The sequence below is a fragment of the Pantoea dispersa genome (assembly GCF_035783935.1).
Taxonomy (GTDB): domain Bacteria; phylum Pseudomonadota; class Gammaproteobacteria; order Enterobacterales; family Enterobacteriaceae; genus Pantoea; species Pantoea dispersa_C.
This window is the reverse complement of sequence record NZ_JALKOV010000002.1, coordinates 440,293-454,592: the sequence shown is the minus strand read 5'-3', so window position 1 is coordinate 454,592 and position 14,300 is coordinate 440,293. Positions and strand designations below refer to the sequence as shown.

The 14,300-nt window shown below is 59.5% G+C and carries 13 protein-coding genes; 3 read left to right on the top strand and 10 right to left on the bottom strand.

From position 1 onward, the window contains the following. Positions 1–4: 4 nt before the first annotated feature. Genes MXF20_RS07065 through MXF20_RS07045 form a run of 5 tightly spaced genes read right to left on the bottom strand, consistent with a single transcriptional unit; the run spans position 5 to position 6,319 of the window. Positions 5–1,642, bottom strand: coding sequence for an ABC transporter ATP-binding protein (locus tag MXF20_RS07065; protein WP_325968424.1), 1,638 nt, complete (start codon positions 1,640–1,642; stop codon positions 5–7). After that, positions 1,639–2,469: an ABC transporter permease gene (locus MXF20_RS07060; protein ID WP_282995740.1), complete on the bottom strand. Its 831-nt coding sequence runs from the start codon at positions 2,467–2,469 to the stop codon at positions 1,639–1,641. The genes MXF20_RS07065 and MXF20_RS07060 overlap by 4 nt, the downstream gene beginning before the upstream one ends. Then, positions 2,462–3,409 carry an ABC transporter permease gene (locus tag MXF20_RS07055; protein WP_325968423.1) on the bottom strand — a complete coding sequence of 316 codons (948 nt, stop codon included), beginning with the start codon at positions 3,407–3,409 and terminating at the stop codon, positions 2,462–2,464. The genes MXF20_RS07060 and MXF20_RS07055 overlap by 8 nt, the downstream gene beginning before the upstream one ends. Positions 3,410–3,418: 9 nt before the next feature. After that, entirely contained in the window at positions 3,419–5,017 is a 1,599-nt protein-coding gene (locus tag MXF20_RS07050; RefSeq protein ID WP_325968422.1) for an ABC transporter substrate-binding protein, read from the bottom strand. Positions 5,018–5,038: 21 nt separating this feature from the next. Next, positions 5,039–6,319, bottom strand: coding sequence for a M20 family metallopeptidase (locus MXF20_RS07045; RefSeq protein WP_325968421.1), 1,281 nt, complete (start codon positions 6,317–6,319; stop codon positions 5,039–5,041). Positions 6,320–6,398: 79 nt separating this feature from the next. Between MXF20_RS07045 and MXF20_RS07040 the strand changes: the two genes are divergently transcribed. Then, the gene (locus tag MXF20_RS07040; protein ID WP_325968420.1) at positions 6,399–7,169 is read left to right on the top strand and encodes a GntR family transcriptional regulator; all 771 of its coding nucleotides are present in this window, start codon (positions 6,399–6,401) and stop codon (positions 7,167–7,169) included. Positions 7,170–7,297: 128 nt separating this feature from the next. Then, positions 7,298–7,759 carry an OsmC family protein gene (locus MXF20_RS07035; RefSeq protein ID WP_325968419.1) on the top strand — a complete coding sequence of 154 codons (462 nt, stop codon included), beginning with the start codon at positions 7,298–7,300 and terminating at the stop codon, positions 7,757–7,759. Here the strand turns inward: MXF20_RS07035 and MXF20_RS07030 are convergent, their stop codons facing one another. The 3 genes from MXF20_RS07030 to MXF20_RS07020 form a co-directional block, all read right to left on the bottom strand. Continuing rightward, complete coding sequence (locus MXF20_RS07030) at positions 7,760–8,836, bottom strand: diguanylate cyclase (protein WP_325968418.1); 1,077 nt, start codon at positions 8,834–8,836, stop codon at positions 7,760–7,762. A 173-nt stretch (positions 8,837–9,009) separates the two neighbouring features. Continuing rightward, positions 9,010–10,845 carry a methyl-accepting chemotaxis protein gene (locus tag MXF20_RS07025; protein WP_325968417.1) on the bottom strand — a complete coding sequence of 612 codons (1,836 nt, stop codon included), beginning with the start codon at positions 10,843–10,845 and terminating at the stop codon, positions 9,010–9,012. A gap of 181 nt (positions 10,846–11,026) precedes the next feature. Continuing rightward, complete coding sequence (locus MXF20_RS07020) at positions 11,027–12,076, bottom strand: NAD(P)-dependent alcohol dehydrogenase (RefSeq protein WP_325968416.1); 1,050 nt, start codon at positions 12,074–12,076, stop codon at positions 11,027–11,029. 108 nt (positions 12,077–12,184) lie between these two features. On the opposite strand from MXF20_RS07020, the gene MXF20_RS07015 reads away from it, so the two are divergent. Next, entirely contained in the window at positions 12,185–12,613 is a 429-nt protein-coding gene (locus MXF20_RS07015; RefSeq protein WP_325968415.1) for a helix-turn-helix domain-containing protein, read from the top strand. Between the two features lie 86 nt (positions 12,614–12,699). On the opposite strand, the gene MXF20_RS07010 is transcribed toward MXF20_RS07015, so the two are convergent. Then, on the bottom strand, positions 12,700–13,521 hold the full coding sequence (locus tag MXF20_RS07010; protein ID WP_021508741.1) for a Cof-type HAD-IIB family hydrolase: 822 nt from the start codon (positions 13,519–13,521) through the stop codon (positions 12,700–12,702). Between the two features lie 135 nt (positions 13,522–13,656). Further along, positions 13,657–14,295, bottom strand: a complete 639-nt coding sequence (locus tag MXF20_RS07005) for a TetR family transcriptional regulator (protein ID WP_325968414.1) — start codon at positions 14,293–14,295, stop codon at positions 13,657–13,659. Positions 14,296–14,300 lie beyond the last annotated feature (5 nt).

Here is a 14,300-nt window from a genome sequence, read left to right as displayed (position 1 = left end):
CTCGTTATGCCACGGATTGGCTCAGATCAGGGATGTGCACGGCATCAAGCAGTGCACGGGTGTAAGGATGCTGTGCCTGCGCCCGCATATTCTCGCCGGGCAGCACTTCCACCACATCGCCGCGATACATCACCGCTACGCGATGGGCGATCTGACGGATGAGGTTGAGATCGTGGGTGATGAACAGATATGCCGTGCCGTAGCGACGGCGCAACTCCAGCAGCAGCTCGATAATGGTGGCCTGCACCGAGACATCCAGCGCCGCCGTGATTTCATCGCAAATCACCAGGTCCGGCGGATTAGCGAAGGCGCGCGCAATTGCCACGCGCTGTTTTTGCCCGCCCGACAGCGCGTGCGGATAGCGGCTGGCGAATTCTGCGGGCAGCCGCACTTCCTGCAGCAGACGCGCCACCGCCTGCGCCTCGCTTTCCCCCGGCGGCAGGCCGTACAGCCGCAGCGGACGGGCGATGATCTCGCCGACGGTCATGCGCGGATTGAGTGACGCATCCGGATGCTGAAAAATCATCTGCACGCGGCGGCGATACGCCGGGTCCATTTCCGCGCGGCCATATAGCGTCGCGCCGCAGAAATCGAGGCTCCCGCTGAACGGCACCAGACCGGTTATCGCCTTGCCGAGTGATGATTTACCCGAACCGGACTCGCCCACCACGCCGAGGATTTCGCCCTGATGCACCGTCAGTGAAATCGCATTGGCGGCGCGCGTCGTGTTCGCTTCGCGTTTCAGCAGCCGATCGAGCAATCCGTGCTGGCCATAATCGATCGTCAGCGCCTGCAGGCAGAGCAGCGGCTGACTGCCCGCTGCATCCGCCACCAGCCGCTGCTGCGGATCCGGCACTGCAGCGATCAGTTTGCGCGTATAGGGATGCGCGGGTGCGCTGAACAGCGTGCGCGTCGCGGCCTGCTCGACGATGCGGCCCTGCTCCAGCACGCAGACGCGGTCCGCCACTTTCGCCACCAGCGCCAGATCGTGCGAGATATACAGCGATGCGACGCCGGTCTCGGCGCGCAGTCGTTCGTAGAGTTCAAGGATTTGCGCCGAGCTGATGACATCCAGCGCCGTGGTTGGCTCGTCGAAAATCAGGCAGTCCGGCTGGCAGGCGAAAGCGGTGGCGATCAGGATGCGCTGCTTCTCACCGCCGGAAACCTGGTGTGGATAGCGCTGCATCATGCGCGCCGGCTGCTTCAGCTCGACATCGTGCAGCAGCGATTCCCCCAGCTGCTGCGCCTCGCGCGCTGACAGCCCACGATGACGGCGCAGCACTTCGGTGACCTGTTCACCCAGCGTCAGCGTCGGGTTCAGCGACGCGCTGGGATCCTGAAAAATCATGCCGAGCTTTTTACCGCGCAGCGCCATCAGTTGGTTCGCTGGCAACTGCAGCAGGCTTTCGCCGTTCAGGCGGATATCACCCGCCTGCTCGCGTGCGTTACTGGCCAGCCAGCGCATGATCGCCCAGCCGAGGCTGGTTTTACCGGAGCCGGATTCGCCCACCAGCCCCAGCACTTCGCCCGGCATCACCTGCAGGTTGATGTCGCGCAGCACCGGCAGCGAATGGCCGCGCGCTAACCCATAATCAAGGCTGTAATTGTCCACCGACAGCACCGGGTTGTGCGGATTATTCATTTGTGGCTCCCTGGGTTAAGCACATCGCGCAGGCCGTCACCGAGCAGGTTGAAGCCAATCGCCACCAGCGCGATGGCGAGGCCGGGGATCATCATCATCCACGGTGCTTTAAAGAAGTAGCTGCGCGCCTCGGATACCATCAGTCCCCACTCGGGCTCAGGCGGCTGCGCGCCGAGGCCGAGAAAGCTCAGCGTGGCAAACAGCATGATGGCGAATGCCACGCGAATGGTGGCTTCCACGATGATCGGCGCCAGAATGTTCGGCAGCATTTCGCGCAGAATGATGTAGTAACCGGCTTCGCCGCGCGCGATGGCGGCACTGATGTAGTCCTGCTGACGCGCCGCCAGCGCCACGCTGCGCGCAATACGCACCATGCCCGGCACAAAGGCGATGGTGATGGCCAGCACGGCGTTCATGCTGCTCTGCCCCAGCGTACTCACGATCAGCAGCGCAAACAGCAGGCTGGGAATCGCCATCACCGCATCCATGGTGCGCATCAGGAATTCATCCACTTTGCCACCAAGATAGGCGCTGGCGGTGCCCAGCACCGAGCCGATCACCATCGCCAGCGCGGTGGCCAGCAGCGACAGCAAAATGGTGGATCGCGCGCCGACCAGCACCCGGCTGAAAATGTCGCGCCCCAGCTGATCGGTGCCGAACCAGTGTTCCGCGCCGGGCGGGCGATAACGCGTCAGAATCGAAATCGACTCCGGATCGAACGGTGCGACGTGCGCACCACCCGCCACCATCAGCAGCGCCAGCAGCAATATCAGCACACCCGCCGCACCCTGCGGCGAGCGCAATAATCGTTTCAGTATTTCAGGCATAGGAAATCCGCTTATCGAGCATCACGTAGGCCAAATCCGCGAGGAAATTCACCACGGCATAGGTTGCCGCCAGTATCATCACGCCGGCCTGAATAGTGGGCAAATCGCGCGCCTGTACCGCGACAATCAGCTCCCGACCAATACCGGGAATGGCAAAAATCTCCTCCACCACCACAATGCCGCCCAGCAGATAGCCGACGTCGAGCGCCACAATGGTGATGGTGGGCAGCAGGCCATTACGCAGCGCATGGCGCCACAGGATGCGCCGGCGCGACAGGCCTTTCAGCCACGCGGCGCGGATATAATCGGTGTGCAGCACGTCGACCATTTCCGAGCGCACCATGCGTGAAACGTGCGCCACCAGGATCAGCGCAACGGTGATCGACGGCAGAATCAGATGCTGGATACCACTGATAAAATTTTCGCTGAGCGGTACGTAGCCGGTGGCGGGCAGAATCTGCCAGACATCAGCGAACAGCAGCAGCACCAGCGTGGCGGTAACGAACTCCGGGAACGAGATGCCCATGTACGAGATGACGCTGACCAGCACATCGGCAGTCTTACCGCGCCGCACAGCCGCCCAGATGCCGAGCGGAATGGCGATCACCAGCATCAGCAGCAGAGCGCACATCGCCAGCAGCAGCGAGCGCGAAAGCGCTGTCAGCAGCGTTGGCCCGACCGCCAGGCCATTGCGCATCGATACGCCAAAGTTGCCCTGCAGCGCCTGCGTCAGCCAGTGCCAGTATTGCAGCCAGGCGGGCGCATCCAGCCCCAGCCGCGCGCGGACCGCCGCCAGCGCTTCCGGCGTGGCATTTTGCCCCAGCAACGTGACTGCGGCATCGGCGGGCAGCAGTTGGGTGATGCCAAACACCAGCAGCGACACCACCAGCAGCGTGTAAATCATCAATAGCAGGCGCTTAAGCAGGTAACTAGCTGTCACGGTTGCTCCTTACAGGCTGCGCTTCGGCGCGTCAGCGGTCAGCCAGACATGATCAAGGCGGAACACCGCACCGCGCGGATGCAGATGATAGCCCGCCACGTGCTCACGACTGGCGGCCAGCAGATCGAAGAACGTCGGGATCAGTGACGGCACCTCGTCGTGCATCAGCTGCTGCGCTTTGCCATACAGCTGGCTGCGCAGCGCTTCGTCATTGGTCTCGCGCGCCGCCATCACCGCACCGTCAAACGCCGCGTTGTTCCAGCGCGTTTCGTTCCACGCCGCTGTTGAGGTATAGAGCAGTGAGAACACCGCGTCCGGCGTCGGCTGCATGTTGTAGAAACCGACGTAGAAATTGCCTTTCTTCCACACCTGATCGAGATAGGTGCTGTGCGCCATGGTCTGCACATTGATGCGAAAACCGCCCGGCTTCGCCATCTCCCGCAGGGCAATTCCCAGCTGGGTGCGGGTTGATGGCTTGTCTGAGGCGATAAGCGTTAAATCCAGCCCGTTGGGATAACCGGCCTCCGCCAGCAGCGCTTTGGCTTTACCGTAGTCCAGCGCTTTTTGCGTCAGCTGCGCGTAATAGGGATAAGCGGCGTTGATCGGCGTGTCGTTACCCGGCGATCCCAGGCCGTCAGCGACAAAATCCACCGATGCCTGACGATCCACGCAGAGCGACAGCGCCTGGCGGACGCGCACATCGTTAAACGGCTTTTGATCGCAGCCCATATTGACGTTAAGAAACTGGCCGGACGCCACGCGCAGCGGCAGCACGCCTGCCGATTTGGCTAAGCGCGCGAACTCGCTCGACTGCGCGCTTAGCATCAGATCGGTATCACCGGCGATCAGCGCCGAACTTTCAGCGATAGCGTCGGGATAGACCACCACTTCCACGCCATCCAGATACGGCCGCGTGGCGTCGTAATAGTGCGGGTTGCGTTTCACCACGATTTTGCGTTCCGGATCGTAAGACACCAGCTGGAACGGCCCGGCCCCCAGCGAGGCGCTACTCAGCTTGTCGTACTGCCCCTGCGCGATGTGTGCCGGGATGATTTTGGCATCCGGATAAGCCAGCATTACCGGCAGATCGGCGTAAGGCGCCTCGGTTTCAATCAGCACGGTGTTGCCGTCTTTGGCGCTCACCGCTTTAATCGGGCCGATGTTATGCAGCGCCGGTGAGGCGTTTTTCGGATCCAGCAGCGCCTGCAGGCTGGCGACCACATCCGCTGCGGTGAGCGGCGAACCGTCGCTGAAACGTAAGTCAGGCCGCAGGGTAAAAGTCCATTGGGTTAAGTCGTCGTTCGGCAGCCAGGACTGCGCCAGGTCGGCTTCCGCTTTCATCGCCTGCGTCAGGCGGGTTAAGCCGCTGTACAGCAGTTCCGCCACCAGATACTCCGGATTAACCCGCACCTGATGGGGATTGAGTACGCTGACCGCCTGGTCAACGCTGATGCGCAATACGCCACCTTTACGCGGCGTGCCGCCTGGCGTCGCGCTGGCCACGGCGGCAGCTGAGGCACTGAATGACCAGGGCAGCAGCGCCGCTCCGGTCAGGGCGGTTGAACTGGCGATAAACTGTCTGCGGTTTAACCCTTTCATGGCGCACATCTTCTGTTCCTCGTTGTTTTGTTAACTACCCTGGGTTGGCTGAAAATCATCGGCGAGATACGCCAGAATCGACTGCGAAAGTGCAATAACATCTGCCATCGTGGTGTACTCGTCGGCGGCATGAATGCGGTTGTCGGGACGGGCAAGGCCGCCGAGCAATATTTCCCGAATACCGGCCTGCTGCACCCAGCCCATATCCGAGCTGGTGGCGGATCCCCAGGCTTTGAATTCTGCTGGCGGGAAGCCGAAGCCCTGGCTGAGCGCCGCCTGCCAGCGCGGCCAGTGCGGCCCGGTGGGATCGGCGACCGGCGCCAGGTGGCCAATCAGCTGTAGCGTGACGTCGCTGGCTATGCTGCCCTGCATCGCGTGATCCACGCACTGCGTCAGCTCCTGCCACACTGCGGCAAACGGCTCTTCCGGCGCATAGCGGCGATTGACCAGCAGCTCGAAGCGTTCCGGAATGGTGGAGCCTTTACTGCCACCGTGCGCCGCAGCCAGCGTGAGTAAAGCGGTGAGCGGCTGGCCCTGATAGTGCGGCGGCGCGGGCATCGCCGAAACCCGCTGTTCCACTTCGCCTTTCAGCTGATACAGCGCATTCATCAGCGGAAGTGCCGCCTCAATAGCGTTAATGCCCTGCAGCGGATCGCCGGAATGCGCCGAGCGACCGCTGACGATGATTTTGATGTCGATACTGCCAAAGCAGCCGGCCCAGATGCGCGGCACCGCGCCGCCGTTGAAGCTCAGCAGGTGGCCGTGGAATAACTGCTGCTCGGCCAGATAGCGGATGCCGGGGTAGAGACCGCCCTCTTCGTCGGTACAGAGTAAAAATACCGGGTTATAGCGCAGCCTGAGCTGATAGCGCTGCGCGGCCCGCACCGCAGCCAGCGCGGCGACGATGGTGCCTTTCATATCCGCCGCACCGCGTCCGAACAGCTTGTTGTCCGCCACGCTGAGCGCCAGCGGCGGAAAGCGCCAGCCATCGCCGGCCGGAACCGTATCGGTGTGGAAGTAGAGGTTGCAGTTCTCAGCCGCGCCGGCATCCAGCGCGGCCAGCAAATTGACCCGCTCGCCCTGCGCGCTGCCATCCGGCGTCTGCCATAGCGCATCGGGCACCGAAACGCGCTGCAGGGAAAACTGCATCGGCTGCAGCATCGTGCTCAGCAGGTCGGCGAATTCGGCGTAACCCAGTCCGGGCGGAAAACAGGTATCCACCGCCAGCATGCGTTGCAGATCGTCAAGAATCTGCGCCTGATCGTCGGCGATATGGGTCAGAGCGCGCTGCAGTGATGAATTTTCCCGCATAACCTGTTCACTTATTGTATTTCTATATAGTTTATAGATAATTCAATTGAACGGCTGGGGTCAATCGGTAATCGGAAACATGCAAAAAAACTATGACGCGGACGACGTTCCACAATTCAGTCGCCTGAACGAAGGCGAAGGCGCACCGCTATATGAAGTGGTGAAGCGCTATATCAGTGAATCGATCCTGCAGGGCGAACTGCCGGCGGGCACTATTCTGCCGAGTGAAAACAGCCTGGCGGCGAAGTTTGGTGTGTCGGTCGGCACGGTGCGCAAGGCGCTGGCGGCGCTCACGACGGAAGGCATGCTGATGCGCCGGCGCAAAACCGGCACGGTGGTCACCGGCTGGGCACCGCTGCATAATCTCAGCCATTTCTTTCATTACTTTCGACTGCATGACAAATCGGGCGGTTTGCTGCAATCGGAAACGCACCTGCTGGATTATCAGCACAGCAGCGCCAGCACCAGCGAGGCCGATAAACTGCAGATCGCGGCGGGTGACGCAGTGATCCGCCTGAAGCGCCTGCGCCGGGTGAAAGGGATTGCGGCCATGCATGAAACGCTGGTGTTGCCCGCCGCACGTCTGCCCGACTTTCCGCCGGCAGAACAGCTGCCGCAGTTGCTGTATCGTTACCTGTTTGAGCATTATGACGTGCGCGTTGCGGCGGTACGCGAGCAGATCAGCGCCACGCTGGCCACGGAAGAAGATGCCGCCCTGCTGGAACTCGCACTACCGCACGCAGTGATGGTGATCGATGAGGTGTCATTTGATCAAAGCGCCACACCGGTGATTCTTGCGCATCACCGGTTCAGCACCGAACATTTCATGTATGTCAATGAGATACGCTGATTACGTAGCTATTTTACTGTAAGGTGTTTCAGATGCGTATCGACGCGCACCTGATTAATTTGAACCAAAACGCAGCGAACGTTGTGAATAAAAACCGCTGAGATGACATCACTGAACAGGACATTCCCATGGCAGCACGGCAGCACCATTACCAGATCAACCTTCGCTGGAGCGGCAATCGCGGCGACGGCACAGCTTCTTACACCGCTTACGATCGTGACAGCGAACTACAGGCAGCCGGTAAACAACCCATTTTGCTGAGTGCCGATCCGGCATTTCGCGGGGATAAAACCCGCTGGAATCCTGAGGAACTGCTGCTGGCATCCGCGGCGGCCTGCCATAAGCTGTGGTATTTGCACCTGTGCGCCGATGCCGGCATTGTGGTGGAGGAGTATGAAGATGCTGCCGAAGGCACCATGGTGGAGGGCGCGCGTGGATGTTTCACCAGTATCACGCTGAAGCCGCGCATCAAACTGCGCGACCCGGCGGATGCGGAACGTGCGCGCGCATTGCATCATCAGGCCCACGACGCCTGCTTTATTGCTAACTCACTGAATTTTCCGGTGCAGTGCGAGCCTGAATTTTTCTGATCATGACGCGCGGGCCAGCGGCGTTTGCCACAGCCGCACGCCGTTGCGCCCGGCGCGTTTGACTTCATACAGCGCTTCATCCGCATGGCGCAGCCAGTCGCTCAGCGACTCAGCACTGGCCGCAGCGGCAATGCCAATGCTCACCGAACAGCGATACTCGGCTGATGCTGGTAACCGCACCTGCGCAATCTTCTCTTTTAGCCTTTCGGCCAGTTCCACCACCGATTCATCGCTGGCCTGATGCACGATGACACCCAGCTCATCGCCGCCAAAGCGCGCCGGAATGTCCTGCAGCCCGACATCGTTGCGCAGCAGCGCCGAGATCTCGGCCAGCAGAAAATCGCCCGCCTCATGGCCCCAGCTATCATTGACCACTTTGAAGTGATCGACATCCAGCAACAGCAGATAGCCGCTGCTATCGCCGCGCCGCGTGCTGAGAAACTCACTCTCCAGCCGCCGTTCAAACAGGCGCCGGTTAGGGATTTTCAGGCCGGGATCCATCAGCGCGATGCGCTCCAGTTCACGGTTGCGGGTGCGTAAATGCCAGGTGAGATTGTAGGAAGCCACGCTGAGTACCAGCATGTAACAGGTGGCCAGCGGCAGCGTCAGCCAGACGGTTTGCGTGCTGAACGCCAGATGTACGCTGGTGCCATCCAGCAGCCACACCATAATAAACCCGCACAAAAATGCCTGTATGGCGGCAATCAGCTGCGCGCCGCCGCCGGCGGCATAGCGATCCGATGCCAGCACCGCCATGATAATAAACGAAGGCATGGGGCTTAGCGCCATCAGCGCCACCCATATTCCGCCAAACGCCGCATCGAGCGTCAGGTTCTGGCGTTCGGTGCCGGTTGAGTCAACAGCGCGCAGCGCCCGCTGATACGCCAGCCATGGCCAGACAAACGCGTTCACAAACAGCAGCGCGCTGAATGCCAGCCCACGCTGCATCTCCAGTAATACAGAGAGGATTGGGAAGAAACAGAGGATCGTGCCGAGCTGACGCATGATGAACATACGACGGACGAAGCGCTGTGACCGGCGCTTCAAATGGCTTTCATCAGGTGAGTAGTAATTCATTCACGGGAAAATTCAGGTCGACAGAATTGCAGTGTATCGGGAAAGAGTCGCCCTGCGGCGACTTTTTTTAAGAATTTTCACCTTGCATATGGGTAAACGCACAAAAAATTGCACTTTAGCGCCCTCACCCGCCACGGACCGCACAGATGATCCACGGCCGCTGCGCTTTTCGCTTAGCTTACAGCACCGTGCAGGCGGAACTGCGTGACCAGCCGTTCCAGCACCAGGGCCTGCTCTTCCAGCGCCAGCGCAGAGTGAGACGATGCACTGACCAGCGACGCGTTTTGCTGCGTGGTGCTGTCCAGCTCGCCAACCGCGCGGGCAATCTGCTCAATACCCCGGCTTTGTTCATCGGACGCAGCCGCAATTTCCGCCATGATTTCATTGACGCGCGCGATGCTGCTGACGATCTGCTCCATGGTTTCACCGGCACGCGTCACCTGCTGTTGACCATTATTGATACGGCCTGCCGATTCGTTAATCAGCCGTTCGATATCTTTTGCCGCGCCGGCACTGCGCTGTGCGAGGTTACGCACTTCACTGGCGACCACGGCAAACCCGCGCCCCTGCTCACCGGCGCGCGCTGCTTCCACCGCCGCGTTGAGCGCCAGGATATTGGTCTGAAACGCGATGCTGTTGATCACGGCGGTGATATCGGCAATTTTCTTCGAGCTGTCAGAAATCTCGCCCATGGTGCTGACCACATTACGTACCGCAATTCCGCCCTGACTGGCGTTCTGCGTAGCTTCTGCCGCAATCTGGCTGGCCAGACGCGCATTGCCGGCATTGTTTTTCACGGTAGCGGTCAGCTGTTCCATGCTGGCTGCCGTTTCCACCACGGCCGCCGCCTGCTGCCCGGTGCGCGATGACAAATCAAGGTTGCCCTGATTGATGGCGCTGGCTGCCTGCGACACGTTGCTGACGCTGTGCAACACCTCGCCGATCATGCTGCGCAGCCGCGCATTCATTCGTCCCATCGCGGAGGTCAGCTGGCCCAGTTCGTCCTGTCGATGCGTAACAAATTGCGAAGTGAGATCGCCGCTGGCAATCCGCTCTGCCAGCGCGAGGTTGTGAAATACCGGGCGCGTAATCTGCCGGATGATGTACCAGGCCACCAGCACGCCCAGCAGTATCGCCAGGCTGCCCATCAATAACGAGATCGCCGCCGAACCGTTGGCCAGCTCATCGTTACGCGCCTTAACCAGGGTGATGATTTGTTTGATGGTCGCACTGCTGTTGTCGCCCGCCACTTTGACGGTATTTTCGCTGGCGCGCAGCTGACCATAAACTGATGCTGCCTGCAGACTCAAATCCTTGAAGCGTTCCGTATCCTGCCATAACGCGTTGAATCCGCCCTGCTGCTCCGGGGGCAGCTGTGACAGCAAGGTGTTCAGGTCCTGGCCGGCGCGCTGAAAATCACTCTCCAGCTTAGTTCGCAGCGCCTCGCTGACGTTGAAGCGCAGCGCCCAAGCCTCTTCGCGCACGTTACTGATGGCAAACAGCAGCTGATAAATCTGGTTGGTGAGTTCGGGTGTGCTGACCGGTGTGCGGATGAGCCCGGTGTAACGTGCGGTCATGTCCTGCTGGCTCAGCGCATCCAGCTGGCTGCGCAGATCGTTCAGCTGTCGGGTTGCCTGCGTCATCGCGGCGATGCTGTGCTGAAAACGGCCAAGATGCGTGGCGACGTCGTTGACCAAACCTTTGGCATCGGCCGTCCACGGCAACTGCTGCGCCTGTTGCGTCAGCTGCTGAGCGTGCGTGACGTAATCCGTCATGGTGCCGCCCGCTGTATCATCGCCGTAGAGGTATTTCAGGCGATTAATTTTGGCCTGAAACACGTCAATATTGATGTCATAAATCAGATTGGTTTTCTGGTAGATGTCACGGATCTGATTGAACCGCTGCACGCTCAGCGCGGTGGCCAGCGCCACCAGCAGTAATACGATGCCAAATCCTGCCGCTAATTTACGTGTAATGCGCACATCGCGTAATCGGGAGACCAGTCCCATGTCTCGCTCCTGTCATTGTTGTTTTTGTTGAGTCTGCAGAAGGAGTTATCGGACCGTAACGGGAATTGTTTACTGTTAAGTGGCGAAAATGTGCTGTGTCGTAAAATCGCTACTGCCAGAGTCGCCTGTTCAAAGAAAATCCGGCGATTTCAGCCTGAAATCGCCGGCCGCTGCTACGCCATTACCAGCGAGTCGCCAGCATATCAATGACGAAACGGTACTTCACTTCGCCTTTAAGCATGCGGGCGAAGGCGGTTTCGATCTCTTCACCCGCGATCAGCTCAATATCTGCCGTGATGTTGTGCTCACCGCAGAAATCCAGCATCTCCTGAGTCTCTTTGATGCTGCCAATCGACGAACCGCTGATGCTCAGACGGCGAAACACCATCGGCGTAATGTTCGGTGACTGATGCGGTTGATCGGGAATGCCGACCAGCACCAGACGGCCATTGGTTTTCAGCGTTGCCAGGTAAGGATCGAGATCGTGCGGCGCCGCCACGCAGTCAATGATGAAATCCAGCGAGGTCTGGCATGCCGCCATCTGCGCAGCATCCCGCGACACCACTACGCGCGTTGCTCCGAGGCGACGGGCATCAGCGCCTTTTTCCGGTGAGGTGGTAAACAGGGTGACTTCAGCGCCCAGCGCACTGGCCAGTTTTACCGCCATATGGCCCAAACCACCCAGCCCCACCACGCCGACGTTATCGCCGGCTTTGACGCCAAAATGGCGCAGCGGTGACCACACCGTCACGCCCGCACACAGCAGCGGTGCCACGCCCGCCAGCGCCAGATTGTGCGGAATCGACACGACAAAATGCTGATCGACCACCACATTCTGCGCGTAGCCGCCCCAGGTGCTGTCGCCGGTGTATTTATCGATGCCGTTGTAAGTGGCGGTGAAGCCCGCTTCGCAGTACTGCTCTTCCTGCTGCTGGCAAAAATGACAGTGGCGGCAGGAATCCACCATCACGCCGAGGCCGACTACATCACCGGCTTTAAACTGCGTGACTTCAGCACCGGTCTCCAGCACGCGTCCGACGATCTCATGGCCCGGCACCAGCGGATAACGGCTGACCGCCCACTCATTGCGTGCCATGTGCAAATCGGAGTGGCACACGCCGCAGTAAAGAATCTCAATTTTTACGTCCTGCTGCTGCAGCGGACGCAACGTAATCTGGCCGGCAGCGAGCGGTTGCGCTGCATCCTGCGCCACCAGTGCGTTAATTTTCATGATGCCTTCCTCAAAGTCTGATGTGGGCTGAATGAAGGCGGCAGACTATAATCAAGGCGGTGCAGAAATGATAGTAGTCACCATTTGGTGACCATAAAGGAGAGTGCGATGCCAGCCTGGGTTGATGGCAAACTGTTTTTCTATGCGGATTCGCCACCGCGTCGTCTGATGGATCTGTTTTCGGTCAAGTGGAGCACCATGGTGCTTCACGCGTTATATCACTGGCCAGGGCAGCGTGCGCGCACCGGCGAACTGCAGCGCAGCCTGCAGGGCATTTCGAAAAAAATGCTGTTTCAGACACTGAAAGAGCTGGAGCAGCGCGGCTTAATTGCGCGTCAGGTGTATGAAGTGATTCCACCCAAAGTGGATTACCGGCTGACCGAACTGGGGATGACCTTCGCCCGGCCGATTGAGCAGATGTATCAGTGGGGATTAGAAAACCAGGCGGCGCTGGATGCCATGGAAGCTAACCTCCGCGCGGCAAGCGGCACGCCGGCGGAAAACACCCGCCCTGCAGCGTCCTCAGCCAGTGAATAACCACGTGCGGGTTGCACTCTGTTCGTCGCGGCGCGATTTATCCCACACTACATGGCGCCGCGATTAGGGGATCGATCCGCTGCCCGTTAACCAAACGGCGTTTCGCGTGCCAGCAGACGGGCGATGACGTTGAGAGCGCCTTCGTCGTTATTACTTTCCGTACGATAACGCGCGACCGCTGCCACCGGCGCTGCGGCGTTAGCCATGGCGAAGCTGTAACAGGCCTGACGCAGCATTTCGATGTCGTTAGCGCTGTCACCAATCGCCAGCACTTCGCAATCATCAATGCCCCATTTCTCCTGCAGCAGCGCAATGCCGTGCGCCTTATGGCAACCGGGAATGATCAAATCGACAAAGCCAAACCCGCTGGAGACCGGATGCATGATGTTTTCAATCGCGTTCAGTTCGCTGTGCAGACGCGCCAGTAGCGCCTCGACACCTTCATGTGCCAGATTGAGTGAGAATTTGAAGATGGTATCGTCGATATCGTACAGGCTGTCGCGCTTTTCCAGCCGGCGATAGTGATTGGCCAGCATGGCGACCACCTCGTCCGGCATTGACTTGTGCACGTAAGCCCCGTTGCGACCGCATACCACGGTGCTGATCTCCGGCTCTTTGGCGAGGATATCCAGCACCTGATGCACCCGTTCCGGCGCCAGCTCGCCGCAGAAAATCTCTTCATTGCTGTCGGACACCCAGGCACCGTTTTCAGCCACGAAGGCGATCTCATCTTTGATAGCGGGAAAATAGTGCTGCAACTGATAATATTGATTGCCGCTGGCGACCACGAAACGGATGCCTTTCTCCTTCAGCAGCGCGTACTGGCGCGCAAAGCGCTGCGCATTGTACTGCTTATTGTCATCGAGAAATGTCCCATCCATATCCACCGCAATCATTTTTACTGCCATCATGCTCTCCCGTCTCTATGTGCCGTCAATCCATCCGGCTTTACCAAGGTTTTATCAAGCTTACTCGCGGTGTGGATTAATGAGAATGTGAATAATGAGATTGTTAACCGCTTTCAGAGATTTCCAGCCCATTTTTTACTGCAAATCGGCGCCTTTTTCTCTGATCCAGGCACAGAACATGTCAGCCATATCACGCGCGTAAGCCTCAATTTCTGCTGCGCTACGCGGCGATTCGGAGAAATGCTTGCCGACGTCACCCAGCGTACGGTTGATTAAATCCGCCGCGCGTGCCACCTCAGCCGCGTCCCGCTGCGGCAATAGCTGTTGCAGAAAATCGCTCATCACATTCTCACCATTGGCGCGCGCTTGCTGCACTTCCGGCGCATCCCGGTAAAGCGGCGCGGCATCATTCAGTGCGGTGCGCATCGCCGCCTCTTCACACTCCGAGTGCAAAAATGCCAGGGTCAGCTGGTGCAGTCGCTGGCGCGGCGTGTAACCGGTGTCGCGTAAAATGGAACCCAGCAGATCGCCGGTTCGCTGCCACTCTTCACTTTGCAATCGGAAAAGAATAGCCGCCTTATTGGGAAAATACTGGTACAGCGATCCAATACTGACGCCCGCCCGTTCGGCCACGCGCGCGGTGGTAAAGCGCGTCGCCCCTTCCTGCTGCAAAACCTGAGTCGCCGCCTGTAAAATCGCGGCAACCAGCTCGCTGGATCGCGCCTGCTGCGGCTTTTTTCTCTCAGAAATCTTAGCGTTACGATGTCCTGCCATCGTCT